22 protein-coding genes, 6 tRNA genes and 2 other RNA genes are annotated in these 25,843 nt (G+C 58.2%); 4 read left to right on the top strand and 26 right to left on the bottom strand.

Features of this window, described 5'->3' with window-relative positions; translation table 11 throughout:
* Window positions 1–7 precede the first annotated feature (7 nt).
* On the bottom strand, window positions 8–1,198 hold the full coding sequence (locus ACJ8QF_RS01685; protein WP_049187118.1) for a YjgN family protein: 1,191 nt from the start codon (window positions 1,196–1,198) through the stop codon (window positions 8–10).
* 267 nt (window positions 1,199–1,465) lie between these two features.
* A complete protein-coding gene (aroG, locus tag ACJ8QF_RS01680) occupies window positions 1,466–2,518 on the bottom strand; it encodes a 3-deoxy-7-phosphoheptulonate synthase AroG (RefSeq protein ID WP_048322410.1) in 1,053 nt (350 codons plus the stop codon).
* Between the two features lie 212 nt (window positions 2,519–2,730).
* On the opposite strand from aroG, the gene ACJ8QF_RS01675 reads away from it, so the two are divergent.
* From ACJ8QF_RS01675 to zitB, 3 genes are read left to right on the top strand one after another with little or no spacing between them, the layout of a single operon-like run.
* Entirely contained in the window at window positions 2,731–3,336 is a 606-nt protein-coding gene (locus ACJ8QF_RS01675; RefSeq protein WP_442537215.1) for a response regulator, read from the top strand.
* Window positions 3,333–6,533: an ATP-binding protein gene (locus tag ACJ8QF_RS01670; RefSeq protein WP_442537214.1), complete on the top strand. Its 3,201-nt coding sequence runs from the start codon at window positions 3,333–3,335 to the stop codon at window positions 6,531–6,533. Before ACJ8QF_RS01675 ends, ACJ8QF_RS01670 begins: the two co-directional genes overlap by 4 nt.
* The gene (gene zitB, locus ACJ8QF_RS01665; RefSeq protein ID WP_015376984.1) at window positions 6,533–7,495 is read left to right on the top strand and encodes a CDF family zinc transporter ZitB; all 963 of its coding nucleotides are present in this window, start codon (window positions 6,533–6,535) and stop codon (window positions 7,493–7,495) included. The genes ACJ8QF_RS01670 and zitB overlap by 1 nt, the downstream gene beginning before the upstream one ends.
* A gap of 36 nt (window positions 7,496–7,531) precedes the next feature.
* On the opposite strand, the gene pnuC is transcribed toward zitB, so the two are convergent.
* The 21 genes from pnuC to cydA all read right to left on the bottom strand — a co-directional run bounded on the left by pnuC (window position 7,532) and on the right by cydA (window position 19,775).
* Complete coding sequence (gene pnuC / locus ACJ8QF_RS01660) at window positions 7,532–8,257, bottom strand: nicotinamide riboside transporter PnuC (protein WP_021504601.1); 726 nt, start codon at window positions 8,255–8,257, stop codon at window positions 7,532–7,534.
* A gap of 20 nt (window positions 8,258–8,277) precedes the next feature.
* Complete coding sequence (gene nadA, locus ACJ8QF_RS01655) at window positions 8,278–9,339, bottom strand: quinolinate synthase NadA (protein ID WP_015376982.1); 1,062 nt, start codon at window positions 9,337–9,339, stop codon at window positions 8,278–8,280.
* 322 nt (window positions 9,340–9,661) lie between these two features.
* A non-coding RNA gene (locus ACJ8QF_RS01650) (RtT sRNA) lies at window positions 9,662–9,786 on the bottom strand.
* A gap of 75 nt (window positions 9,787–9,861) precedes the next feature.
* Window positions 9,862–9,937, bottom strand: a tRNA-Lys gene (locus ACJ8QF_RS01645).
* A gap of 6 nt (window positions 9,938–9,943) precedes the next feature.
* Window positions 9,944–10,019 (bottom strand) — tRNA-Val (locus ACJ8QF_RS01640).
* Window positions 10,020–10,064: 45 nt separating this feature from the next.
* Window positions 10,065–10,140: transfer RNA gene (locus ACJ8QF_RS01635), tRNA-Lys, on the bottom strand.
* A gap of 152 nt (window positions 10,141–10,292) precedes the next feature.
* Window positions 10,293–10,417, bottom strand: a non-coding RNA gene (locus ACJ8QF_RS01630) — RtT sRNA.
* Between the two features lie 15 nt (window positions 10,418–10,432).
* Window positions 10,433–10,508: transfer RNA gene (locus ACJ8QF_RS01625), tRNA-Lys, on the bottom strand.
* A gap of 7 nt (window positions 10,509–10,515) precedes the next feature.
* Window positions 10,516–10,591 (bottom strand) — tRNA-Val (locus tag ACJ8QF_RS01620).
* A gap of 29 nt (window positions 10,592–10,620) precedes the next feature.
* Window positions 10,621–10,696: transfer RNA gene (locus ACJ8QF_RS01615), tRNA-Lys, on the bottom strand.
* 178 nt (window positions 10,697–10,874) lie between these two features.
* Window positions 10,875–11,669 (bottom strand): cell division protein CpoB, encoded by a 795-nt coding sequence (gene cpoB, locus ACJ8QF_RS01610; protein ID WP_265260884.1) that lies wholly within the window; start codon window positions 11,667–11,669, stop codon window positions 10,875–10,877.
* 9 nt (window positions 11,670–11,678) lie between these two features.
* Window positions 11,679–12,194, bottom strand: coding sequence for a peptidoglycan-associated lipoprotein Pal (gene pal, locus ACJ8QF_RS01605; RefSeq protein ID WP_004939853.1), 516 nt, complete (start codon window positions 12,192–12,194; stop codon window positions 11,679–11,681).
* Between the two features lie 44 nt (window positions 12,195–12,238).
* Window positions 12,239–13,531: a Tol-Pal system beta propeller repeat protein TolB gene (gene tolB, locus ACJ8QF_RS01600; RefSeq protein WP_004939856.1), complete on the bottom strand. Its 1,293-nt coding sequence runs from the start codon at window positions 13,529–13,531 to the stop codon at window positions 12,239–12,241.
* A 133-nt stretch (window positions 13,532–13,664) separates the two neighbouring features.
* A complete protein-coding gene (gene tolA, locus ACJ8QF_RS01595; RefSeq protein WP_049186582.1) occupies window positions 13,665–14,888 on the bottom strand; it encodes a cell envelope integrity protein TolA in 1,224 nt (407 codons plus the stop codon).
* A gap of 81 nt (window positions 14,889–14,969) precedes the next feature.
* A complete protein-coding gene (tolR, locus tag ACJ8QF_RS01590) occupies window positions 14,970–15,398 on the bottom strand; it encodes a colicin uptake protein TolR (RefSeq protein ID WP_004939859.1) in 429 nt (142 codons plus the stop codon).
* Between the two features lie 12 nt (window positions 15,399–15,410).
* On the bottom strand, window positions 15,411–16,094 hold the full coding sequence (gene tolQ, locus ACJ8QF_RS01585; protein WP_004939862.1) for a Tol-Pal system protein TolQ: 684 nt from the start codon (window positions 16,092–16,094) through the stop codon (window positions 15,411–15,413).
* The gene (gene ybgC / locus ACJ8QF_RS01580) at window positions 16,091–16,495 is read right to left on the bottom strand and encodes a tol-pal system-associated acyl-CoA thioesterase (RefSeq protein WP_004939863.1); all 405 of its coding nucleotides are present in this window, start codon (window positions 16,493–16,495) and stop codon (window positions 16,091–16,093) included. The genes tolQ and ybgC overlap by 4 nt, the downstream gene beginning before the upstream one ends.
* Window positions 16,496–16,625: 130 nt before the next feature.
* A complete protein-coding gene (ybgE, locus tag ACJ8QF_RS01575) occupies window positions 16,626–16,922 on the bottom strand; it encodes a cyd operon protein YbgE (protein ID WP_004939866.1) in 297 nt (98 codons plus the stop codon).
* On the bottom strand, window positions 16,922–17,035 hold the full coding sequence (gene cydX, locus ACJ8QF_RS01570; RefSeq protein ID WP_004939868.1) for a cytochrome bd-I oxidase subunit CydX: 114 nt from the start codon (window positions 17,033–17,035) through the stop codon (window positions 16,922–16,924). Before cydX ends, ybgE begins: the two co-directional genes overlap by 1 nt.
* Window positions 17,036–17,052: 17 nt before the next feature.
* Window positions 17,053–18,192, bottom strand: a complete 1,140-nt coding sequence (cydB, locus tag ACJ8QF_RS01565; RefSeq protein ID WP_004939871.1) for a cytochrome d ubiquinol oxidase subunit II — start codon at window positions 18,190–18,192, stop codon at window positions 17,053–17,055.
* A 14-nt stretch (window positions 18,193–18,206) separates the two neighbouring features.
* Window positions 18,207–19,775 carry a cytochrome ubiquinol oxidase subunit I gene (gene cydA / locus ACJ8QF_RS01560; protein ID WP_004939873.1) on the bottom strand — a complete coding sequence of 523 codons (1,569 nt, stop codon included), beginning with the start codon at window positions 19,773–19,775 and terminating at the stop codon, window positions 18,207–18,209.
* Window positions 19,776–20,458: 683 nt separating this feature from the next.
* Here cydA and ACJ8QF_RS01555 point away from each other — a divergent pair.
* Entirely contained in the window at window positions 20,459–22,357 is a 1,899-nt protein-coding gene (locus ACJ8QF_RS01555) for a bifunctional metallophosphatase/5'-nucleotidase (protein WP_442537213.1), read from the top strand.
* A gap of 72 nt (window positions 22,358–22,429) precedes the next feature.
* Here ACJ8QF_RS01555 and sucD read toward each other — a convergent pair whose 3' ends face one another.
* The 3 genes from sucD to odhB all read right to left on the bottom strand — a co-directional run bounded on the left by sucD (window position 22,430) and on the right by odhB (window position 25,808).
* Window positions 22,430–23,302 (bottom strand): succinate--CoA ligase subunit alpha, encoded by an 873-nt coding sequence (gene sucD / locus ACJ8QF_RS01550; protein WP_004939878.1) that lies wholly within the window; start codon window positions 23,300–23,302, stop codon window positions 22,430–22,432.
* Window positions 23,302–24,468, bottom strand: a complete 1,167-nt coding sequence (gene sucC / locus ACJ8QF_RS01545) for an ADP-forming succinate--CoA ligase subunit beta (RefSeq protein WP_015376978.1) — start codon at window positions 24,466–24,468, stop codon at window positions 23,302–23,304. The genes sucD and sucC overlap by 1 nt, the downstream gene beginning before the upstream one ends.
* Before the next feature lie 122 nt (window positions 24,469–24,590).
* On the bottom strand, window positions 24,591–25,808 hold the full coding sequence (gene odhB / locus ACJ8QF_RS01540) for a 2-oxoglutarate dehydrogenase complex dihydrolipoyllysine-residue succinyltransferase (RefSeq protein ID WP_015376977.1): 1,218 nt from the start codon (window positions 25,806–25,808) through the stop codon (window positions 24,591–24,593).
* Between the last annotated feature and the right edge of the window lie 35 nt (window positions 25,809–25,843).

Here is a 25,843-nt window from a genome sequence, read left to right as displayed (position 1 = left end):
CGGCGCCTCAGAAGTTGCCGCCCAGATCCAGCGCCTGCAGCGCTTCTTCGGCCACCGCGCTGTTGGCGCTTTCCTGATGCGCCGTAATGTCCAGCAGCGCCAGATCGCCTTCAACCGCCGTGCAGGCCGCCAGATAACGGGCATGACGCACTTCCGCCACCGGCGCCGCCAAACCGAGCGAGAACAGGGTAATCAGGGTATTGGTGATCAACAATCCCATGTATGGCAGCGTTTTCATTGAGGAATGCAGCTTGATGTCGCCGTTCAGCCTTGCCTGGTTAAACAGATAGTTGCGCTGGGCAACGACCTGGTAGCTGCTGGCCACCAGCGCGCCGATTAACAGCACCACCATCATCAGCAGAAGGCTGCTGATATTGTCCAGCACCAGCACATCGATGGCTTCGTTGGTTAACATCCCCATCAACACCATCTGATAGAGAGTAAAGAAGAACGAACCGATGCACACCAACGCGACCAACATGAATGGCAGGAATATGAGCAGGCCGATCAAGGCAAATTTGATAAAGGCCGATTTCTTCAGTTCGGCAATAAACGGAGTGCGCCCGAAGAACAGGTTATTAACGTACAAATCATGCTGCAGTGCGCTAATAATACCATTTACCGCCGCAAATGCCGGCACGGCCAAAATCAGCGTCAGCACCAGCATAAAAGCGATGGCGTTGATGCTGCCAAGACCGCTGCCAATGCCGAGCAAGATGATCAGACCGACATACAGCCCGATAATCAGCAATAACGGGCAGAACAGTAAAGCCCAATAGGCGCGCCCGGTGCGGCAGACATAATTAAAACGCACGCCGCGATAGCTCGACATAATCGCATTGTAGCGCCAGCTGCGGATAACGATCCACGGCAGCAGGGCAAGCAACACCAGCAAAGCCAGCAGCCCCAACAGTGGCGTTATCGCCAGCAAGATATAAAACACGATGATGCCGCCGATCACCAACAGCCGCCCTTTCAGAATTTGCAGCGGTTGTGCATGGTAGTCGAAACGATCGCCGTCCAATTCCGTGTTGCCGTAAAAATAGCGGCGACGGCGCACCGTCGCCCAGGCGGAATAGATGCCCAGGGTCAGGGCGGTCAATAATGCATTGACTAACCAAATAGCGAAGTACTCACCACCTTTCCCATGGAATTTAATCCGGTGCAGCCCCAGCGGCTGCGAGGTATTGTCTGTCATAATTCTTTCATCCTGAAAGGAATAAGATCATACCACTCCCCACTTATTAGGCCTGCGGGGTTTATGGAATAAAAAAAGCGTCTTATATAAGCACAATGCCGCGAGCAGTGACAATTATTCTTTTCTTAAATAGGAATAATGCGAAGGGGGTCGCTTAATGACTTAATTGGCCCATTAACTGTAAGCCTTAAAGTCGTGGAATATAGAGACGTGCAATGGCAAAGATAAAACAAGGGCCCGCTATCGGGCCCTTTTCATTGTTTGCGGTTATCCGCGGCGCGCTTTTACCGCCGCCGCCAGATCGCGCAGCACGGTTTCAGTGTCCTGCCAGCCGATGCAGCCGTCGGTCACGCTCTTGCCGTAAACCAGCGGTTCGCCGCTTTCGAGGTTCTGGTTGCCTTCCACCAGGTGGCTTTCGATCATCACGCCGATGATCGCTTTTTCACCACTGCTGATCTGCCCGCACACGTCCGCACTCACGTCCAGCTGCTTTTTGAACTGTTTGCTGCTGTTGGCGTGGCTGAAGTCGATCATCACCTGCGCCGGCAGCCCGGCTTTGCTCAGGCCGGCTTTGACGTCCTTCACGTGCGCCGCGCTGTAGTTCGGCTCTTTGCCGCCGCGCAGGATAATGTGGCAGTCGCCGTTGCCGCTGGTATTAACGATCGCCGAGTGGCCCCACTTGGTCACCGACAGGAAGCAGTGCGGCGCGCCGGCGGCGTTGATGGCGTCGATCGCCACCTTGATGGTGCCGTCGGTACCGTTCTTGAAACCGACCGGGCACGAGAGGCCGGAGGCCAGCTCGCGGTGCACCTGCGATTCCGTGGTGCGCGCGCCGATGGCGCCCCAGCTCATCAGATCCGCCAGGTACTGCGGCGTGATCATGTCGAGGAATTCGCCGGCGGCCGGCAGGCCGCTGTCGTTGATCTCCACCAGCAGCTTGCGCGCCAGGCGCAGGCCGTCGTTGATGTTGAAGCTGTTGTCCATCTGCGGATCGTTGATCAGGCCTTTCCAGCCCACGGTGGTGCGCGGTTTTTCGAAGTATACGCGCATCACCACTTCCAGCTCGCCGCTCAGTTCTTCACGCAGCGCCAGCAGGCGCCCCGCGTATTCTTTGGCGGCTTGGGTATCGTGGATGGAGCAAGGGCCAATCACCACCAGCAGGCGATCGTCGCTGCCGCGGAGGATATTGTGAATTGCGCTGCGGGCCTGGGACACCGTCTTTGCCGCGCGTTCAGTGGCCGGGAATTTCTCCAGCAGAGCCACCGGCGGCAGGAGTTCCTTAATATCATTAATGCGTAAATCGTCGTTTTGGTAATTCATAGCTTTTCCATTCGGTATCGAGGGGTATTTCGCAGTGCGTAACGGTGTAGATCCCAACAATCTAGCCTGTGGGAATGGCGCTGTAAATCACCTTTGCCCCCCTCCGCTGGAACCGCCAAATTAACAGCAGATTGTGCTGTTTCATCAGGGGAGCACAGAGCCTCCTTTTTCGCTATGCTAGCGATCGGAATATAAAGCGACCCGAGTTGAACATGCCTTCTCTGTTATTAGTTGATGACCACCCGGTGGTTCATGTCGCACTGGAAGCGGCGCTAATGAAATCATCCCGCCCCTACCGTCTGCAGGCGGCGCAGGGTGACGTCCAGGCGCTGGCTCTGCTGGCCGAGACCGCTTTCAGCCTGGTGATCCTGGATATCGGCCTGCCGCAGGTCGACGGGCTGCAGCTGTTGAAAAAAATCCGCCGCCACTACCCGCAACAAAAGATCCTGATCTATACCGCGCAAGAGGCCGATGTCTATGCGCGCATGGCGCATGCCGCCAGCGCCGACGGTTTCGTCAATAAAGGCAGCTCGCTGGCGGAGTTGGTGCAGGCGATCGAGCAGGTGCTGGACGGTGAAACCAGTTTCCCCGCCGCCGCGCTGGCCGAAGAAGCGCCGACGGCGGACGGCGGGCTGCTCACGCCCAAGGAGCTCGAGGTGCTGGGCTTGCTGAGCCAGGGGCTGTCCAACCTGCAGATCGCCGACCGGCTGCACATCAGCAACAAGACCGTCAGCACGCACAAAAAAAACATCCAGCGCAAAACCGGCGCCGGCAACCTGCTGGAGCTGGTGGCGGTGTTTAAAGAGCTGGCGCCATGATGCGCCGCGCCCTGCTGCTGCTGATCCTGTGGTGCGGCCTGGCGCAGGCGGGGGAGCCGGTGCGCTATCAGCTGGTCAGCAACCTGAATACCCCCGAGAATATGCTGATCGTCGGCGAGAAAAATCCCTGGCGCGACCGCACGCTGCGCGTCGGCATCATCAGTGAGAACACCAGCCCGTACAACATCATTGTGGATGACGATCTGTATGGGCTGAACGCCGACTACCTCGGCTATATTCAGCAGGTGACCGGCATCCGCTTCGCCATTTACGGCTTCGCCGACCTGACCCAGCTGGAACAGGCGCTGCACGACGGCAAGGTCGATCTGCTGTACGGCATCCCGCAGAGCGAAGCGCTGCACGGGCTGGAGATCTCCCAGCCTTACTACGTCAGCAACCTGCGCGTATTGCGCGATCGCAGCAACGATCGGCCGGTGATGCTCAATTCCGCCAACGCCCGCGTCGCGATCGGCGCGCTGACCGACATGCAGTCCGGCGGCGCCCTGCAGGCGGTGGCGTCGCAGATCCAGCGCTACGACAACAACCTGCAGGCGGTCTATTCGCTGCTGAACGGCAGCAGCGACTACTTTATCGCCGACGAGGCCAGCGCCAGCTTTATCATCGACCAGCTGCAGCTTGGCCAGCTCTATCAGATTGAAAGCAACGAGAACCTGGGCAACCTCTCCTTCGTGTTCGCCGCCGCCGATCCGCGGCTGATAGACACGCTGAACACCGCCATCGCCGACGCGCCGATGGAACTGATGAATGCCCTGCAGAGCCGCTGGAGCAAAAAGATCCCGAGCTACCTCGATACCGGCAATGCCGATCTGACGACGATGGAGAAGAATTGGGTAGCGAGCCACCGCGTGGTTTACTACGCCGCCATCGAGAACAACTTCCCGTTCGCCTACCGCGGTTCCGACGGCCAGCCGCGCGGCTACGCCATCGATATTCTCAACATCATCGCGCAAAACACCGGGCTGCGTTTCGCGCCGCTGTGGGCGCGCAACGCCGAGCAGGCCGATCAGCTGGTGCAGTCCGGCCAGGCCAGCTTCCGCGCCGCCCTGCCGCTGGCGCGCGGCGTCAAGGCGCGCTACGGCGCCAGCATGCCGATCCACCGTTCGCTGTGGGGCGTTTACGTCGGCCAGTATGCCAACGGCGTCTCGACCTGGGGCGATCTGGCCGGCAAGCGCATCGGCGTACTGCAGGGCGATTTGGCTCAGGGGCTGGTGCCGGAGCAGGAACAGACCGTCAGCTTCGCCGACAGCAAGTCGATGTACGACGCGCTGGCCAACGGCCAGCTGGATGCGCTGGTGGATAACGTCATCTCCGCCAACTTTTTGGCGCTGTCGCGCTATTCCGGCGCCATCAAGCTGGCCTTCGCCGCCAACAACATCCCCTATCCGGTGGCCTTCGGCGTGCGCCGCGATCAACCGCTGCTGCTGGCGATCCTCGATAAGAACCTGATGCAGATCCCGGCGGATACCCTGCAATCGCTGCGCGACGAGTGGATCGTCGACCGCAGCAACCTGATCGACGCGGTGAACGACAACCGCATGCCGCCGCAGACCACCTGGCTGCTGGCGCTGTTGGCCGCCGCCACCGTGCTGCTGCTGGCGCTGACGCTGCGCCGTTTCATGCTGCAACGCCGTGAAAAACGCGAACGCGAAGAGCTCGAGCAGGCGCGCCGCCGCGCCGAAGCGGAAAATCGCATGAAGAGCAAATTCCTCGCCACCGTCAGCCATGAACTGCGCACGCCGATGCACGCCATCCTCGGCCTGCTGGAACTGGAGCTCAAACGCCAACCTGCGCCGGAAGGCCTGCCGGTGATTTACAGTTCGGCCTCATCGCTGCTCAACCTGCTCAACGACCTGCAGGATCACGCGCGGCTGGAAACCGGGTCGTTGACGCTGGCGCCAAAACCGGTGGCGTTGCGCCCCTGGGTCGCGCGCATCGACGCCCTTTACCGGCCGCTTATCGGCGAACGGCCGTTGACCTTGACCGTGGTGGCGGATCCGGCGCTGCCGGAGGCGGTGATTATTGATGGTGAGCGTTTACTTCAGGTGGCTAACAACCTGATAAACAACGCGATAAAGTTCACGCCGCGCGGCGCCATTCAGGTCGACGTCGGCTGGCGCGCACAGGATGAACGACGGGGAGAGTTGCAGTTAACGGTGAACGACAGCGGCTGCGGCATCGCCGCCGATGAGGTAGGCAAGCTGTTCCAACCGTTTTACCGCGCGCGCGGCGCGCAACGCATCTCGGTGCAAGGTACCGGTTTGGGCCTGTCGATCTGCAAAGAAATCGTCGAACAGATGGGCGGGCGCATCGAGTTGCACTCGCAGCCGGGCGTCGGCACCCGCGTCGAGGTCGCGATACCGGTCGAGCTGAGCGGCGCCGCGACGGCTGGCGCCCAGGAGGAGCACACCTTTGCTCTGCCGTCTTCCGCCTTGCGTACCGCGCTGATCGACGACCATCCCACCAATTTGTTGTTGCTGGAACGCCAGCTGCGCCATTTCGGGCTGCAGCCGGCCCGCTTTGAACAAGGCTATGCGCTGCTGAAGGCTCAGCGCCGGCAGCCTTTCGATCTGCTGTTTATCGACTATAACATGCCGCGCCCGGACGGCCTGACGCTGGCCAGGCTGATCCGCCGCGACGAACAGCGGCTACGGCGCCCGCCTTGCCGCATCGTGCTCTGCTCGGCGGACGTGCAGGAGTTTACCCGCATCCCGCCAGGGCTAGTGGCGATCGACCACTTCCTGACCAAGCCGATTTCACTGGCGGCGATCGGCCAGGTATTGGCTCAGCAACCGCAGGTTCAGGAAGAAAAGTCAGTCCTTACTGACCTGCGGCAAACGCTGGCCGAAATGGCGGGCGGCGATCGCGCCATGATGCAGCGGCTGGCGCAGACGCTCAGCGACACGCTGCGGCAAGACCGGCAGCGGCTCGCGGATGCCGTCGCCGCGAGCGACTGGCCACGCCTGGAACAGGCGGCGCACCGCATCAAGGGCAGCCTGCTGATGCTGCAGCTGCCGGAAGCCGCGCAGCTGTGCCAGCAACTGGTGGAAACCGCACGTCGGGGCGAGCTTGCCGCCGCCGCTTATACTAAATTAAAGGCGTTAGTGGCGCAGATAGAACCGGAGCTGGACGCTCTGCTCGCCGCCGCCCCCACTTTCGCTATGCATAAGGATGAATAATGTCGGACACTCCACACGTACACCTGCCGAAAGACAGTAATAGTAAACGCCTACTGACCGCTTTTTTAGTCACCGCCGTCTTTATGGTGGCCGAGGTGGTCGGCGGCCTGTTGTCCGGCTCGCTGGCGCTGTTGGCCGACGCGGGGCACATGCTGACCGATGCCGCCGCGCTGCTGGTGGCGCTGATGGCGGTGCACTTTTCCCAGCGCAAGCCCAACGCGCGCCACACCTTTGGCTATCTGCGCCTAACCACCCTGGCGGCCTTCCTCAACGCCGCGGCGCTACTGGTGATCGTGGTATTCATCCTGTGGGAGGCGATACGGCGTTTCTTCGAACCCCAGCCGGTGATGGGCACTCCGATGCTGATCATCGCCATAGCGGGGCTGCTGGCGAACCTGTTCGCCTTCTGGCTGCTGCATCGCGGTAACGAAGAGAAAAATATCAACGTGAGGGCGGCCGCGCTGCATGTGCTGGGCGACCTGCTCGGCTCGGTGGGGGCCATCGTCGCCGCCATCGTTATTCTCGCCACCGGCTGGACGCCGATTGACCCGATCCTGTCGGTGCTGGTCTCCTGTCTGGTGCTGCGCAGCGCCTGGCGGCTGCTGAAGGAGAGCTTCCACGAGCTGCTGGAAGGCACGCCGCAGGAGGTCGACATCGCCAAGCTGCAAAAAGACCTGTGCCTGAACATCCCGGAAGTGCGCAATATCCACCACGTACACGTCTGGCAGATCGGCGAACAGAAGCTGATGACGCTGCATGCGCAGGTGATCCCGCCGCATGACCACGATGGGCTGTTGCAACGCATCCAGGCTTATCTGTTGGAACACTACAAGATCGGACACGTGACTATTCAGATGGAGTACCGGCACTGCGAGACGCCGGACTGCGGCATCAACCGGGCGCCGGAGCCGAGTGAACACTCACATGCCGAAGCGCATTCGCACCTGGGGCATCGCCACTAAGCCAAGAGGGCGCCATCACGGCGCCCTCTGCTGTTATTACGGAGCGGAAGATAACGGATTGGAATGGTTGCGCCCGGCGCTCTTGATCCACAGCCAGGAGCCGTTCAGGGCGATCAGCGTCAGAATGACGTACTCCAGCGCCATCGCATACACGCCCTGGTAAGCGAAGATCGCCACGCTGATGACATCGATCACCACCCACAGCAGCCAGTTTTCCACGTACTTGCGCGTCATCAGGATCATCGCCACGATGGAGAGCACCATCATCGCCGAATCCCAGAACGGGAAGGCGTCCGGCTGCAGCGTCGGCATCTGCACGTTCAGCCCCAGCCCTTGCATCACCGCCACCGCAATCTGCGTCAGCCAGGCGAACACGCGGTCGATGTTAAAGGTCATCAGGCCAATGCCGATGACGCACACCGCCGCCCAGGCCAGCGCTTTCGGCAGCGGCAGCCAGCGGATCTGCAGCTCGGCCTGGTTATCCTGGGTTTGGCGGCTCCAGGCATACCAACCGTAAATATTGGCGCCGAAGAAAAACAGCTGCAGCAGCAGGCTGGCGTACAGCTGGATCTGGAAGAAAATCACCGCGAACAGCGTGACGTTGATCAAACCGAACAGGTAGTTGATGATTTTTTCCTTGCTGGCGTACCAGATGCACAGCAACCCGAACAGTGTGCCGATGGCTTCGATCCACGACAGATCGTAACCGCCCGCGCCAAGCGGAATATGCACCAGAATATTGCTGGTACTGAAGAAGCTCATGAGGTCATCCTTTTAAACGGTTAAGCGTTGCCTTTAACCTGCATCTTAAGCTGAGCGGCGAAATCAAGCATGCGGTTCAGCGGCACCAGCGCCTTTTCACGCAGCGCGGCGTCCACGTGGATCTCATGCTGCGCGCCCCCCTGCTCCAGCCCTTCGGCAATCGCCTTCAGGCCATTCATCGCCATCCACGGGCAATGCGCGCAGCTGCGGCAGGTCGCGCCTTCTCCGGCGGTCGGCGCCTCGAACAGTTCCTTGTCCGGACAAGCCTGCTGCATCTTGTAAAAGATACCGCGATCGGTGGCGACAATCAGCTGTTGATGCGGCAATGTTTTCGCCGCCTGAATCAGTTGGCTGGTCGATCCCACCGCATCCGCCAGCTCGACCACCGCCTGAGGTGATTCGGGATGCACCAGGATGGCCGCCTGCGGATAGAGCGCCTTCATGCGCCGCAGCGCCTGGGTCTTAAACTCGTCATGGACAATGCAGGCACCTTGCCAGCACAGCACGTCGGCGCCAGTCTGCTTCTGCACATAGCTGCCGAGATGACGATCCGGCGCCCAGATAATTTTCTCGCCCAGGCTATCCAGATGCTCGATCAGTTCGACGGCGATGCTGGAGGTCACCACCCAGTCAGCGCGCGCTTTGACCGCCGCCGAGGTATTCGCATAGACCACCACGGTGCGATCGGGATGGCTGTCGCAAAACGCATGAAACTCCTCTTCCGGGCAGCCCAGATCCAGCGAACATTCGGCAAACAGCGTCGGCATCAGCACCTGCTTTTCCGGGCTGAGGATCTTGGCGGTTTCCCCCATGAAACGTACGCCGGCCACCAACAGCGTGGAAGCCGGATGCGCGCTGCCGAAACGCGCCATTTCCAGCGAATCCGCCACGCAGCCGCCGGTTTCTTCCGCCAGCGCCTGGATTTCCGGGTCGGTATAATAATGGGCGACCATTACCGCGTTGCGCTGCTTGAGCAGGGTTTTGATCTTCTCGCGATAAAAGGCTTTTTCCGCTACGTCCAGCGGTACCGGTTTCGGCGGGAAGGGATACACCGCCGCGTTGACATCAAACATTTCACTCATCGCTGCAATCTCATGCTAGGCTGGGCGCCTGCCGCGTGAATATCGCCTGCCGCAACGCCCATCGTTTTATATACTAAACAAAATACCTAAAACCGCGCGAAAAGTCCGCTGATATTTTCATATTTACGCACTCAGTGTTTAATAGATTAAAAATACAGACATTGACCACGCAGATCACGGCGGATAATGTTCTGGTGGGGGGCGTATGGCGTTCAGAGAAAAGCGGGATGATGATCGGTGTGTTGTTGAAACGAGAAAGCAGGGATTCAGGTTGGGGTGCTGCAGAGGCGAAAAAAGCGCCAAAAGGTGCTTTTTTCTGAATTGGTGGGTCGTGCAGGATTGATTCGGCCTGTGGCCTCACCCTACGGGCAACGCTACGCGTTGTCGTATCGCTGCGCGATGCTCGAACCTGAACGCAGGATCTCACCCGCACGACTCAGTGGGCCATGTCAGTAAGCGGATAAAGGCAGAGCCAGGTGGCGCAGATGCGAAAAAAGCGCCAAAAGGCGCTTTTTTCTGAATTGGTGGGTCGTGCAGGATTCGAACCTGCGACCAATTGATTAAAAGTCAACTGCTCTACCAACTGAGCTAACGACCCGCAGTGTGGTGGGTGATGACGGGCTCGAACCGCCGACCCCCTCCGTGTAAAGGAGATGCTCTACCAACTGAGCTAATCACCCACTGCTGTGGTACTGCTATTTTTAACACCTTGCTCTATCAAAGAGTGGTGGGTCGTGCAGGATTCGAACCTGCGACCAATTGATTAAAAGTCAACTGCTCTACCAACTGAGCTAACGACCCACTGATGTGGTTTACTGCTGATGGCGAATAGGTTACAAAAACCGACTCGCGGAAAACAAGGATGGGGATGTTCAGGACAACTCGACGGGTACTCGACTCGGACCTTTACTTTGCCACATCAAACCGATTCTGAAGCTGCCATTCTCTAAGAATGGTGGGTCGTGCAGGATAACTCGGCCTTTGGCCTCGCCCTTGCGGGCCATCACCGGAGTGATGTTGTCTCGCTTCGCGAGACTCGAACCTTTACGGTTCTCATCCTTTACGATTCTCTATTGCAGCCATTCTCTAAGAATGGTGGGTCGTGCAGGATTCGAACCTGCGACCAATTGATTAAAAGTCAACTGCTCTACCAACTGAGCTAACGACCCATAACAGTGGTGGGTGATGACGGGCTCGAACCGCCGACCCCCTCCGTGTAAAGGAGATGCTCTACCAACTGAGCTAATCACCCACTGTTGTGGTTACTGCTACTTCAGAAATTGGTGGGTCGTGCAGGATTCGAACCTGCGACCAATTGATTAAAAGTCAACTGCTCTACCAACTGAGCTAACGACCCAATTTCCCTGCCGCTTTAACATCTTGCAAGATGTCTTGGCAACGGCGGCATATATTACTAATTTATCTTGGCAGCGCAACCTAAATTTTTTACTGATGCGTTCAACTGCTTGTTCTTCACGCGAATGAGCCCAGAAATCGGTCAAATCGACTAACTTCTGGGCTCATTTTTCTAACCGTTAACCGCCTACGCGACTTTTCGCCTGCTTGGCCGCCGCACTGGTTGGGTATTGTTTAATCACCTGCTGGAACACGGCCTTGGCTTTATCAGCCTGCCCTTTTTCCTGCATGATGATACCCACCTTGTACATGGCGTCCGGCGCCTTCGGTGATTTAGCGTAATTCTTCACCACCACCGCAAAATAATAGGCCGCATCGTCTTTTTTACCCTTGTTGTAGAACAACTGACCCAGCCAATAGTTGGCGTTGGGCTGGTAAGTAGACTTCGGGTACTGTTTTACGAAGGACTGAAAGGCGGAAATCGCCTGGTCATACTGTTTTTTTTCCAGCGCCAGAGAAACAGCGGCGTTGTAGTCACTGTTCTCATCACCGCCACTCGGCGTTGCAGAAGCGGCTGCAGGCGCGCTGCTGCCCGCATCGGAAGATGCGCCTGCGGCTGCCCCGCCGGCAGCGCCCGCTGCCGCAGAGGTGCTCTGAGCGCCGCCCTGGCTGAGGCTATCCATCTGTTGATAGATTTGCTTCTGGCGTTCAACGACCTGATTCAACTGATACTGGCTTTCCTGGATTTGCCCACGGAGAGAATCAATGTCGCGTTGATTGTCAGAGAGTTGCTGCTGGAGTTGGTTTAAAAGCTGGCCTTGAGCATTGCTGATGCGCTCAAGCGAGGTGACACGGTCTTCGACCGAGCCGGAGCCGACATTACTGATTGGCGCTTGGGCAGTAGCGGCCCAAGGGGCCGCTACGCCAACCAGTAACGACAGACTCAACAGGTGACGTCTGAAGTTACTGTTCATGCGATTCTCTTAGTAAACCAGAACGGCACGACGGTTTTTAGCATAAGCCGCTTCGTCGTGGCCCAGTACTGCTGGTTTTTCTTTACCGTAAGAAACGATAGAGATCTGGTCAGCGGAAACGCCTTTACCTTGCAGGTACATTTTAACGGCGTTAGCACGACGCTCACCCAGAGCGATGTTGTATTCCGGCGTGCCGCGTTCGTCAGCGTGGCCTTCAACGGTCACTTTGTAAGACGGGTTGTTACGCAGGAATGCAGCGTGCGCGTCCAGCATCTGAGCGAATTCGGAGCTTACGTCATACTTGTCCAGGCCGAAGTAAACGATGTTGTTCTTCTGCAGTTCTTGCATCTGCAGACGAGCTTGTTCTTCGGAAGACAGGTTGCTGCTGCCGTTTTCCATACCAGTGCCGGCGCCAGCGCCCATACCAGATTGGTCGTTGTTCGCGCTTTTGTTAGAACTACAAGCTGCTACAGCCAGAACTGGCAGTGCCAGCAGAAGCCCTTTCAGCACTTTGTTCAGTTGCATTTCTTTGATCCTTTTATAGTTTGCCATACATATTTACACATGCATCACAGATACGGCGACCAGGCAGGGAATTTGACCTGTCCATCAGTTGCCGGAAGACGCGCTTTGAAACGCCCATCAGTTGACACCAACTGCAGCACGGAGCCCATACCTTGCGTGGAGCTATAGATCACCATGGTGCCGTTTGGCGCAATACTAGGCGTTTCATCCAGGAAGGTGCCGGTCAAAACCTGAACGGCGCCCGATCCAAGATCTTGTTTGGCGATGTGTTGTGCACCACTGTTGGTGCTCACCATCACCAGGAATTTACCGTCGGAGCTGACTTCAGAATCCTGGTTCTGAGAGCCTTCCCACGTCAGACGCTGCGCGGCACCGCCGCTGGCGCTGATTTTATAAATCTGCGGACGCCCGCCCTGGTCGGAGGTAAACGCCAGAGACTGGCCATCCGGGAACCAGGTCGGTTCGGTGTTGTTGTTGCGGCCATCGGTCAGCTGCGTGATCTGGCCGGAGCCGAGGTTCATCACGTACAGGTTCAGGCTGCCGCTCTTGGACAGCGCGAAGGCCAGCTTGCTGCCGTCCGGCGAGAACGCCGGCGCACCGTTGTGGCGCGGGAACGAGGCGATCTGGCGGATAGCGCCGTTAGCCAGGGTCTGCACCACCAGCGCAGAGCGGCCGCTCTCGAAGGTCACGTAAGCCAGTTTGCTGCCGTCCGGCGACCAGGCCGGCGACATCAGCGGCTCAGGCGAACGGTGCACCGTGAACTGGTTGTAACCGTCGTAATCCGCTACGCGCAGCTCATACGGGAATTTCCCGCCGTTGGTCTGCACCACGTAGGCGATACGGGTGCGGAACGCGCCCTTGATGCCGGTCAGCTTCTCGAACACTTCGTCGCTGGCGGTATGGGCAGAATAACGCAACCACTGTTTGGTCACTTTATACTGGTTCTGCGCCAATACGGTGCCCGGCGAACCCGAGGTATCCACCAGCTGGTAGGAGATCAGGTAGCTGCCGTCGGCGCCAGGTTGAACTTGGCCGACCACCACGGCGTCGATGCCCAGCGCAGTCCAGGCCGCCGGCGTCACTTCAGACGCGGAGGTCGGTTGCTGCGGCATGCGCGCCACGTCGATCGGGTTGAATTTGCCGCTGTTGCGCAGATCCGCGCCGACAATCTTGCCGATATCTTCCGGCGGCGTGCCTGGGCCCGCCCATTTAAACGGCACCACGCCAATCGGGCGAGCGGAGTCGACCCCTTGGGTGATTTCAATGCGAACTTCCGCGTGCAACACGGACGCCCACAGAATTAAAAAACCTAGCGCTACTCGAAATGCCTGCTTCATCTCATCTCCCTTATCCAGGCGGGATGCCTGCGATAAATTAGCAGAATTTTAACAAACCAACTCACGTAAAACTACATAATCCCTGTTGGTTACCTTAGTACATCCCTGTGATATTACTCAGCTCAAACAACCATTATTGCGGCTTGAACGTAAGGGGAGCATTCTTAAACACCTCATAAACCGCCTGGCTTGGCGGTTTCGGGATCTTCGCCTGTTTCGCCGCGGCTATCGCCGCCTGACACAGTGCCGGATCGCCCCCTTCAGATTTTACGTCTACCAGAAAACCGTCCGGCGCCAGCTTGATTCGCAGGTCACATTTACGGCCCTTGTACAGATCCGCATCGTAGAACTTGCTTTGAATCGCAGCGGTAATCTGGCCAAGATAGCCATTGATTTCCGCCCCGCTGGCGCCAGCCGTTTTGGCATTGCCCTGGCCAGCCGGTTTACCGTCACCCTTCTGCTTGCCGCCACCTTTCGGCGCGTTCTTGCCGTCCGCCAGGCCACCAAACAGGTCATCAACTTCCGCCGACTGCTTCGCAGCCTCGGCGGCGGCTTTTTTCTTCTCTGCAGCGGCTTTCTTGGCTGCCGCAGCTTTCTCAGCGGCGGCCGCTTTCTTCTCTGCCTCGGCGGCAGCCTTCTTCTCGGCTTCCGCTGCGGCTTTTTTCTCAGCTTCAGCGGCCGCTTTCTTCTCCGCAGCCTCTGCAGCTTTTTGCTCTGCCGCGGCGGCGGCGGCTTTCTTCGCCTCTTCCGCCTGTTTCTTGGCGGCGGCAGCGGCGGCCGCTTCTTTCTTGGCTTCCGCTTCGGCTTTCTTCTGGGCTTCCGCCTGCGCCTTGGCGACCTTGTCCGCTTCAGCCTTCGCCTTGGCGGCGGCGGCTTCGGCGACCTTTTGTTGCTCTTTGGCCTTGGCTGCGGCGGCTTCCGCCGCTTTTTGCTGCTCGGCGGCCTGCTTCTGCTGCTCCGCCGCCTTCTGCTGTTGCTCAGCCTGCGCCTTGGCGTCCTGCGCGGCTTTCTCCTGCGCCGCCAAACGCTCTTTCTCCAGCTCTTTCAGGCGCTGCTGTTGCTCCGCCTGCTTCTGCTGAAGCTCTTCGGCCTGTTGCTCCGCTTTTTTCTGGCGCTGCTTCTCGGCACGCTGCGCATCGTTGCTCTGCTGCTGCTGGCGGTTGTACTGCTCCACCACCGCGCCGGGATCGACCATAACCGCACCCACTACAGAACCATCGCCGCCGCCACCGGCGCTCATGTCGACCTTTTCCTGCAGCGATCCCCAAATCAGCAGGGCAATCAGTATGAAGTGCAGAACGACCGAAACAATAACGGCGCGGTTCAGCTTATCGTTTTGCTCAGTTGCCTTTACCAAAATAGATTCCCAAAAACTGGTGTTGCTTATACGGGGTTCCTGAGCCGCAGCGCAGGAACCGGGTTGCCGTTCGCCTTACGGTCAGATCGGCTGGGTCATCAGCCCCACGGAAGCCACGCCCGCCTGATGGAGAATATTCAATGCCTTGATAATCTCATCGTAAGGGACTTCCTTCGCACCGCCGATCAAAAAGACCGTTTTCGGGTTAGCCGCCAAACGCGACTTGGCTTCGGCCGCGACTTGCTCAGGCGGCAGCAGCTCCATACGGTTGTGATCCACCACCAGGGTGTATTGACCTACGCCGGAAACCTCGAGGATCACCGGCGGATTGTCATCGCTGGACACCGTCTTGGAATCGGTGGCGTCCGGCAGGTCAACCTCCACGCTCTGCGTGATGATTGGCGCGGTTGCCATAAAAATCAGCAGCAGCACCAGCAACACGTCGAGCAGCGGAACGATGTTAATTTCGGACTTCAGCTCGCGCCGACTACGCCCACGTACTCTCGCCATGCTACCTCCTACTTATTTGCTGTCGCTGGAGAAGGCCTGACGATGCAGAATAGCGGTGAACTCTTCCATAAAGTTGTCGTAATTCTGCTCAAGCTTGTTGACGCGCTGGTTGAGACGGTTATAGGCCATAACCGCCGGGATTGCGGCGAACAGACCGATCGCGGTGGCGATCAGCGCTTCGGCGATACCCGGCGCCACCATCTGCAGCGTGGCTTGCTTCACCGCGCCCAGCGCGATAAAGGCGTGCATGATCCCCCACACGGTGCCGAACAGGCCGATGTACGGGCTGATAGAACCGACGGTGCCGAGGAACGGAATATGGGTTTCCAGCGTTTCCAGCTCGCGGTTCATCGAGATGCGCATCGCGCGCGACGCCCCTTCGATCACCGACTCCGGCGCATGGTTGTTGGCGCGGTGCAGGCGGGCGAACTCTTTGAACCCGGAATGGAAGATCTGCTCGGAACCGGTCAGGCTATCGCGACGCGCCTGACTTTCCTGGTACAGACGGGAAAGCTCGATACCGGACCAGAATTTGTCTTCAAAGGCTTCGGCGTCACGCGTCGCCGCATTGAGGATGCGGGTGCGCTGAATGATGATCGCCCAGGAGGCTACCGAGAAGCATATCAAAATCAACATGATAAGCTTAACCAGCAGGCTCGCCTTCAAGAATAAATCTAGGATGTTCATGTCAGTCACTGCTTAAACTCCGCGACAATAGACTTAGGAAGCGCTCTTGGCTTCATTTGGTGTGGATCAATACAGGCAATCAGGACATCTGCCTGGCTCAGTAGGGCCCCGTCAGAATTGACAATGCGTTGAGCAAACGTGAGAGAAGCCCCGCGCAGAGAGGTGATTTCACTCTGGACCTCCAGTTGCTCGTCGAGACGAGCCGGAGCCAGATAATCCACCGTCATGCGCCGGACGACAAAAGCGACTTGTTCACTGAGCAGCTGCTGTTGATGAAAGTTGTGCTGACGCAGCATCTCTGTGCGCGCTCTTTCAAAAAAGGCGACGTAGCGGGCGTGATAGACCACACCACTGGCATCGGTATCCTCGTAGTAAACGCGAACCGGCCATCGAAACAACGTATTACTCACTCTACTTCCCAGCAATGCAATTTAACGCTGCTACTATACGCAAGACGGATCGGGTTGGGAATGGGTTACAAGATGGGAATGAAAATAATTATGGGCCGTGAGGGCCCATAACGTGGGGACATCGGGGAGATTATAAAGAAACGTAAAGTAATCCTGCGCACAAGATCACAATTGCAGGAAGCGGCGCAAAAAAGGCGCGCCAGACGCTGCGCTGCGGGCGGAATCCGAAACCGTGGATCACTCCGGCGCATACGGCCCAAATCAGCAACAGCCCTTCCCAAATCTCCAGCGAGCTGGTTTTGGCGGCGAAACGCGTCGGATCCCAGAACACGCACCCCGCCAAAATCAACGCCAGCACCAGGGAAAGGGCCCGAACCGGGCCCTTATCGGTGACAGCGTACAGCTTGTCAATCACGGACGAGCTCATTACTTACCGTCTTGCTGAGCTTTGGTCGCTTCGCTCTGCTCAAGCGCCAGCGCCGTGATGATGCCGAAGGCGCAGGCAAGAAGCGTTCCGAGAATCCAGGCAAAATACCACATGGTTTAGCTCCTTATCCTTAGTACAGCGAATGCTTGTTGTTTTCGATGTAGTTCTTGTCGAGACGACCGAACATTTTGTAGTACGACCAGCTGGTGTACGCCAAAACGATAGGCACGAAGATCGCCGCCACAACGGTCATCACTTTCAGCGTCAACAGGCTCGAGGTCGCGTCCCACATGGTCAGGCTGACGTTAGGCACGGTGCTGGACGGCATCACGAACGGGAACATGGTGACCCCGGCGGTGAGGATGACGCAGGCGATGGTCAGCGACGAAGTGACGAACGCCAGCGCGCCTTTCTCCAGACGCGAGAACAGGATGGTGAACAACGGCAGCACCACGCCCAGTGCAGGCAAGGCCCACAGCAGCGGATACTTGTTGAAGTTGATCAGCCATGCGCCGGCCTGATGCGCCACTTCTTTACGCAGCGGGTTGGATTCCGCCATGGTGTCCAGCGCCGAAGTGATCACGTAGCCGTCGATGCCTTTCACCAGCCACACACCCGCCAGCAGGAAGCATACCGCCATGATCAGCGTCGCGATCTGCGCTGCGGCGCGTGACCGCAGGTGGATCTCGCCGGTGGTGCGCATCTGCAGGTAGGTCGCGCCCTGAGTGACCAGCATGGTCAGACTGACCACGCCTGCCAACAGACCGAACGGATTCAGCAGCTGGAAGAAGTTGCCGGTGTAGAACAGACGCAGGTATTCGTCCACATGGAACGGCACGCCCTGCAGCAGGTTGCCGAACGCCACGCCGAACACCACTGCCGGCACGAAGGAGCCGATGAAGATGCCCCAGTCCCACATGTTGCGCCAGCGGCTGCTCTCCAGCTTGGAACGGTAGTCAAAACCGACCGGGCGGAAGAACAAGGCCGCCAGCACCAGGATCATGGCGACGTAGAAGCCCGAGAAGGCCGCTGCGTAGACCATCGGCCAGGCGGCGAACAGCGCGCCGCCGGCGGTGATCAGCCACACCTGGTTACCGTCCCAGTGCGGGGCGATGGAGTTGATCATCACCCGGCGCTCGGTATCGGTTTTACCGATGATGCGCACCAGGATGCCGACGCCCATGTCGAAACCGTCGGTGACGGCGAAGCCGATCAGCAGTACGCCAACCAGCACCCACCAGATAAATCGCAGTACTTCATAGTCAAACATACGTGGACTCCTGTTTAGCGCGCTTCCTGCACGGCGGCAGTCGGTTGTTCAAAGTGGTAGCGGCCGGTTTTCAGGCTGCTTGGACCCAGACGCGCAAACTTGAACATCAGGTACATTTCAGCCACCAGGAACAGGGTGTACAAGCCGCAAATCAGCCCCATCGAGAACAGAATGTCGCCCGCGGTCAGCGAAGAGTTGGCGACTGCGGTCGGCAGCACCTCACCAATCGCCCACGGTTGACGGCCGTATTCCGCCACGAACCAGCCGGCTTCCACCGCGATCCACGGCAGCGGCAGGCCATACAGCGCCGCACGCAACAGCCATTTCTTCTGGCCGATGCGGCCGCGCACCACGCTCAGGAAGGACAGGCCGATAATCAGCAGCATCAGCACGCCACAGGCCACCATGATGCGGAAGGCGAAATACAGCGGCGCCACGCGTGGAATGGAGTCCTTGGTCGCCTGCTGGATCTGCGCTTCCGTCGCGTCGCTGACGTTCGGGGTATAACGCTTCAGCAGCATGCCGTAGCCCAGGTCTTGCTTGGTTTTGTTGAATTCCGCACGCACCGCAGGATCGGTATTGCCGCCGCGCAGCTCTTCCAGCAGCTGGTAGGCTTTCATGCCGTTGCGGATGCGCACTTCATGTTGCGCCAGCAGATCTTTCAGGCCAGTGACCTGCGTGTCGGTGGAACGCGTGGCGATCAGGCCAAGCGCATACGGGATCTGAATAGAGAAGGAGTTTTCCATCTTGTCCTGATCGGGAATGCCGAACAGGGTGAAGGACGCCGGTGCCGGCTGGGTATCCCACTCCGCTTCGATGGCGGCCAGTTTGGTTTTCTGTACGTCGCCCATTTCGTAACCGGATTCGTCACCCAGCACGATCACCGACAGCACCGCAGCCATGCCGAAGCTGGCGGCGATGGCGAAGGAGCGTTTGGCGAAAGCGATGTCGCGGCCCTTCAGCAGGTAGTAAGCGCTGATGCCCAGCACGAACATGGCGCCGGTGGTGTAGCCTGCAGCCACGGTGTGAACGAATTTCACCTGCGCAACCGGGTTAAGCACCAGCTCGGAGAAGCTGACCATCTCCATGCGCATGGTTTCGAAGTTGAAATCCGACGCGATCGGGTTCTGCATCCAGCCGTTGGCGACCAGGATCCACAGCGCGGACAGGTTTGAGCCGAGGGCCACGAACCAGGTTACCGCCATGTGCTGCACCTTGCTCAGACGATCCCAGCCGAAGAAGAACAGGCCGACTAGCGTCGATTCAAGGAAGAACGCCATCAGACCTTCGATGGCCAGTGGGGCCCCGAAGATATCGCCGACGTAGTGAGAGAAATACGACCAGTTGGTCCCGAACTGGAACTCCATGGTCAAACCGGTGGCCACACCCAGAGCAAAGTTAATCGCAAATAACTTTCCCCAGAATTTGGTCATGTCTTTATAGATTTGTTTGCCAGACAGGACATATACCGTTTCCATAATTGCCAGCAAGAACGCCATACCGAGCGTTAATGGGACAAATAAGAAATGGTACATCGCCGTTAAAGCAAACTGTAAGCGCGACAGTTCGACAATATCAAACATCTTGACTCCTTGCTCCTCGCAGGAAGACTCCGACACGCGGTTATCGGCATACTTCTTTCAAAGCCGCCAGTAACGCCCCGCAGTGAATGCCCTTAAACACAACAAATTTGATCCAGCTTCTCCGCTTTCAACCGCACACTCGGCCAATAGCCCCTCGGGCCGCCGACAAGCACGCCACTGAAAACCGACAACGGGTAACAAATGCAACAAGATCAACCATCCATAATCACAACATGGATGATACTCGCCCAATCCCACACAATAAATAGGTTTTTACGTGACGTGGGTTGGACTTTTGGTTACAGGTCAAATCTTAGCCGAAAGAGGTACTTCGGGCTAATTTGATCTGAGACAATTTAAGCCTATCCGCATATTATTTCCATATTCATCAGCACATTTCGCCTATTTTTCTTGAGGGCATGTTGCGCAATGGTTTAATTGTTTTTTAATGATATTTTTGTGTTAAATAAATGTAATTTAAAAGAGCCGCCATTGTATTATTACGCGCTTATTCTGCGACATAATTAACCTTTTATTTCCATTAAGCCGTGACAGTGATTGCAGTCACAAAACAACAAATCTCTCTCCAATATTAGTCTATTTCTCGCGATGGGATCGTAAAGGTTGCGATTTTGTAGCAAAATGACCACTTATGTTAAAATTCCATTGAGTGACAATAAGTTATGAAAAAAATCATCTTTGCCTCTGTCTTGGGACTCTCGGGAAACGCCATGGCCGCCGAAACGGTAAACATCACCCTGCTGGGCACCTCCGATCTGCACGGCACCTTCGTGCCCTGGGACTACGCCAGCGACACGGAAAACCTGGCGGGCAGCCTGAGCCAGATAGCCACTCAGGTCAAAAAGGTGCGCGCCGAGCAGCCTAACCTGATCCTGGTGGACGCCGGCGACACTATTCAGGGCAACTTCGTTGAAACCTTCAAGCATGAGGCCGTCAGCCCGATGATGCTGGGCCTCAATGCGCTCAATTACGACGTCTGGGTGATGGGCAATCACGAGTTCGACTTCGGCCTGCCGGTGCTGGCCACCCCGCTCAAGCAGTTCAAGGGCGCGGCGCTGGCGGGCAACATCGTCTGGGACAACGGCAAGCCTTATCTGCCGGCCTACACCATCCTCGAACGCCAGGGCGTGAAGATCGGCATTATCGGCATGGACACGCCGATGACCGCTGAATTCGCCAAGGGCACCGATCGCATCAAAGGGCTGAACTTCACCGATCCGGTGCAGGCGGTGAAACAGGTCATCAAACAAATCGACGGCCAGGTCGACGCCATCGTACTGGTGGCGCATATGGGCATCGACAACGAGAACCAGCGCCCGGGCACCGGCGTGGCCGACATTGCCAACGCCAACCCGGAACTGGCGGCGATCGTCGCCGGCCACATGCATGTGAAGATCGACAAGGCGGTGGTCAACGGCGTCATCATCACCGAACCGGACAAATATGGCCGCGCGCTGTCACGCATCGATCTGCAATTTGAACGCCGCGACGGCAAATTCACGCTGATCGACAAAAACAGCTACACCTACCCGATCAAAGGGCTGACGCCGGACAGCGCCATGCAGGCTCTCTACCAGCCGTATCATGACATTTTGCGCGCCAACGCCAACCGGGTGGTAGCGAAGCTGAGCGGCAGCGATCTGGTGCCTGCCGACGAGTTCCGCGGCATTCCTCAGGTGCACGTGCAGGACACCGGCATCAGCGCGCTGTTCCAGCAGGCCGCCCGGCACTATGCGCCGCTGGCGCAGGTGATCGCCCTGCAGATCGACAACGATCGCGCCAAACTGGACGTCGGCGACATCAAGGCCAAGGATATCGCCTTTAACTACCAATACGCCGGCGGCGAGATCACCGTTTATCAGCTTAACGGTAAAGCGCTTAAACGCTACATGGAGTGGTCCGCCGGCTACTTCAATCAGCTGCAGCCGGGCGACGTCACCTACAGCTTTAACCCGGCGCGGCGTTCGTCCAAATATTCCACCAACGATTTCTTCGATGGCGTCACCTATACCATTGATCTGCGCCAACCCGCCGGTTCGCGCATCGTCGATCTGCGCCTGGCGGACGGCACGCCGGTCACGGACGACATGCCGATCCGTCTGGGCATGAACAGTTACCGCATGGGCCACCTGACGCAAAAGGGCGGCGCGCTGGAAGGGCAATCCTTCCCGGTGCTGTTCGACAGCAAAGCGCAGTACGGTGAAGAAGAAGGCACCATTCGCCACCTGGCCCTGCGCTACCTGACAGAAGTGAAACACGGCCAATACCAGGGCGTGCCGCCGCAGCGCTGGAAACTGATCGGCATGGAGGGATACGAACCGCAGCGGGCGATCGTTAAACGGCTGCTGAATGAAGGCGTTATCCAGGTGCCGACCACCGACGATGGCCGCTACACCAACGTCGCCTCGATCAACGTCAAAGACGCGCTGTTCCGCAACGTCGACGATTACCGCGCCGCCCTCGCCTCGCTGGAGCAGCAGCGGCAAGCCGCCGCGGATCCGGTGCAGCAGCGCCGCCTGCAGGATCGGATCGCGCTGATCAAGGCGCTCAACGTTTTCTGAGTTTCGCCCATAAAAAAGGCCACCCAATGGGTGGCCAAACATGTCGAGATATTGTTATTTCGTACTAGGTTCTTAGCGCTTCAGCACCGCTTTTACCGCATCGCCGATGTCCGCCAGGCTGCGAACGGTTTTCACGCCCGCCGCTTCCAGCGCAGCAAACTTCTCGTCTGCCGTGCCTTTGCCGCCGGCGATGATGGCGCCTGCGTGGCCCATACGCTTGCCTTTCGGCGCGGTCACGCCGGCGATGTAGCCGACAACCGGTTTGGTGACGTGTTCTTTGATGTAAGCCGCCGCTTCTTCTTCTGCGCTGCCGCCGATCTCACCGATCATCACGATCGCTTCGGTCTGCGGATCCTGTTGGAACATCTTCAGGATATCGATGAAGTTGGAGCCCGGGATCGGGTCGCCGCCGATGCCCACACAGGTGGACTGGCCCAGACCGGCATCGGTGGTTTGTTTCACCGCTTCATAGGTCAGGGTGCCGGAGCGGGAAACGATGCCCACTTTGCCCGGCAGGTGGATGTGACCAGGCATGATGCCGATTTTGCACTCGCCAGGGGTGATCACACCAGGGCAGTTCGGCCCGATCATGCGCACGCCGGCTTCGTCCAGCTTCACTTTCACGGTCAGCATGTCCAGGGTCGGGATGCCTTCGGTGATGGTGATGATCAGTTTGATGCCGGCATCGATCGCTTCCAGAATGGAGTCTTTGCAGAACGGCGCTGGAACGTAGATGACAGAGGCCGTCGCGCCGGTCGCTTCAACCGCTTCGCGCACGGTGTTGAACACCGGCAGCCCCAGGTGCTGAGTGCCGCCTTTGCCTGGGGTGACGCCGCCAACCATTTTGGTGCCGTAAGCGATAGCTTGTTCGGAGTGGAAAGTCCCCTGGCTACCGGTGAAGCCCTGGCAAATTACTTTGGTGTTTTTATCGATTAAGATGGACATTATTTACCCTCCACTGCTGCAACAACTTGCTGAGCCGCATCAGTCAGGCTGGTCGCAGCAATGATATTCAGGCCGCTGTCCGCCAGTTTCTTGGCGCCCAGTTCGGCGTTGTTCCCTTCCAGGCGCACCACGACCGGGACGTTAACGCCCACTTCAGCCACTGCGCCGATGATGCCGTCAGCGATCAGATCGCAACGTACGATACCACCGAAGATGTTAACCAGAACCGCTTTCACCTTGTCGTCGGACAGGATGATTTTGAACGCTTCGGTCACGCGCTCTTTGGTCGCGCCGCCGCCCACGTCCAGGAAGTTGGCCGGTTCGCCGCCGTGCAGTTTAACGATGTCCATGGTGCCCATCGCCAGACCGGCGCCGTTCACCATGCAGCCGATGTTGCCGTCGAGGGCAACGTAGTTCAGCTCCCACTGAGCCGCACGGGATTCACGCTCGTCTTCCTGGGAAGGGTCACGCATTTCACGCAGTTCAGGCTGACGGAACAGGGCGTTGCCGTCGGCGCCCAGTTTGCCGTCCAGGCACACCAGATCGCCCTGCTTGGTGATCACCAGCGGGTTGATCTCAACCATCGCCAGGTCGCGCTCCAGGAACAGCGTCGCCAGGCCCATGAAAATCTTGGCGAACTGGCTGACTTGCTTGCCGGTCAGGCCCAGTTTGAAGGCCAGCTCACGGCCCTGATAAGGCTGTGGACCCGCCAGCGGATCGATGGTCATTTTGTGGATCAGTTCTGGGGTTTCTTCCGCCACTTTCTCGATTTCCACGCCGCCTTCGGTAGACGCCATGAATACGATGCGACGGGTCGCGCGGTCTACGACGGCGCCCAGGTACAGTTCTTTATCGATGTCGGTCGCCGCTTCAACCAGGATCTGGTTAACCGGCTGGCCCAGCGCGTCAGTCTGGTAAGTCACCAGACGCTTGCCCAACCAGGCTTCCGCGAAAGCACGGATATCTTCTTTGCTGTTGACGACTTTAACGCCGCCCGCTTTACCGCGGCCGCCAGCATGAACCTGACATTTCACCACCCACGGGCCGGAGCCGATTTTGGATGCGGCTTCTTCTGCTTCACGCGGAGTGGTACAGGCGTAACCGGTCGGTGCCGGCATGCCATACCGAGCAAACAGCTGTTTTGCCTGATATTCGTGTAAATTCATGATGTTCTATCCATTCAGTTCTGAAGGTTTTTAGCCGGACCATTATTACGCGGTAAACCGCATGGTTTTCCGGCCACATAGCACAGAGTGCGGGCGCGGCACGCCGCGCCCGGCAAGGGTTACTAGACGTCCAGCAGCAGACGAGCCGGATCTTCCAGCATCTCTTTGACCGTCACCAGATAACCGACGGATTCTTTACCGTCGATCAGGCGGTGGTCATAAGACAGCGCCAGATACATCATCGGCTGGATCACCACCTGACCATTGACCGCCATTGGGCGATCTTTGATGGCGTGCATGCCCAGGATGGCGCTCTGCGGCGGGTTGATGATCGGGGTGGACATCAGCGAGCCGAATACGCCGCCGTTGGTAATGGTGAAGTTACCGCCGGTCAGCTCTTCCACGGTCAGTTTGCCGTCGCGGCCCTTAACGGCCAGCTCTTTGATTTTCTTCTCGATGTCAGCCATGCTCATGGCGTCTACATCGCGCAGTACCGGCGTCACCAGGCCGCGCGGGGTAGAAACCGCGATGCTGATGTCGAAGTAGTTGTGGTAAACCACGTCGGAACCGTCGATAGACGCGTTCACTTCCGGGAAGCGCTTCAGCGCTTCAACCACCGCCTTGATGTAGAAGGACATGAAGCCCAGACGCACGCCGTGGCGTTTCTCGAAGGCTTCGCCGTACTGCTTGCGCAGATCCATGATCGGCTGCATGTTGATTTCGTTGAAGGTGGTCAGCATCGCGGTGCTGTTCTTCGCTTCCAGCAGACGCTCGGCGACGCGTTTGCGCAGGCGGGTCATCGGCACGCGTTTTTCGCTGCGGCCGGCCAGAGCCGGCTGCGGTGCGGCTTCAGCGGCGGCGGCCGGTTTGGCGGCGGCGCCGCCTTTGGCCAGGTGCGCCTCCACGTCTTCACGGGTGATGCGGCCACCCACGCCGGTGCCTTTGATGGCGCCGGCATCGAGGTCATGTTCGGCGATCAGGCGGCGAATCGCCGGGCTGAGCGCGTCATTGCTTTCTTCTTCCAGGCTCGCGGTCGCGCGCTGTGCAGGCGTGGACTCTTTCTCCTGGCTCTTCTCGGCGGTCGGTTTGCCGGAGCTGTCGCCTGGGCGAATGCGGCCGAGCAGCTGGCGAGACAGCACGGTCGCGCCCTCTTCTTCCACGATAGCATCGAGAATGCCCGCTTCACTGGCCGGCACTTCCAACACCACTTTGTCGGTTTCGATTTCAACCAGGACTTCATCACGCTGCACGCTGTCGCCCGGTTTTTTGTGCCAGGTGGCTACGGTCGCATCGGCAACCGATTCAGGAAGGTCAGGAACCAGAATATCTACGCTACTCATTTAGCTTTCCCTTAAGTTTTTTATCATCTGCTTGC

This window comes from Serratia sp. CY81684 (assembly GCF_052166595.1).
Lineage (GTDB): Bacteria > Pseudomonadota > Gammaproteobacteria > Enterobacterales > Enterobacteriaceae > Serratia > Serratia nematodiphila.
Note: the sequence above shows the minus strand (reverse complement) of the source record. Positions and strands in the feature narration are given on the sequence as shown.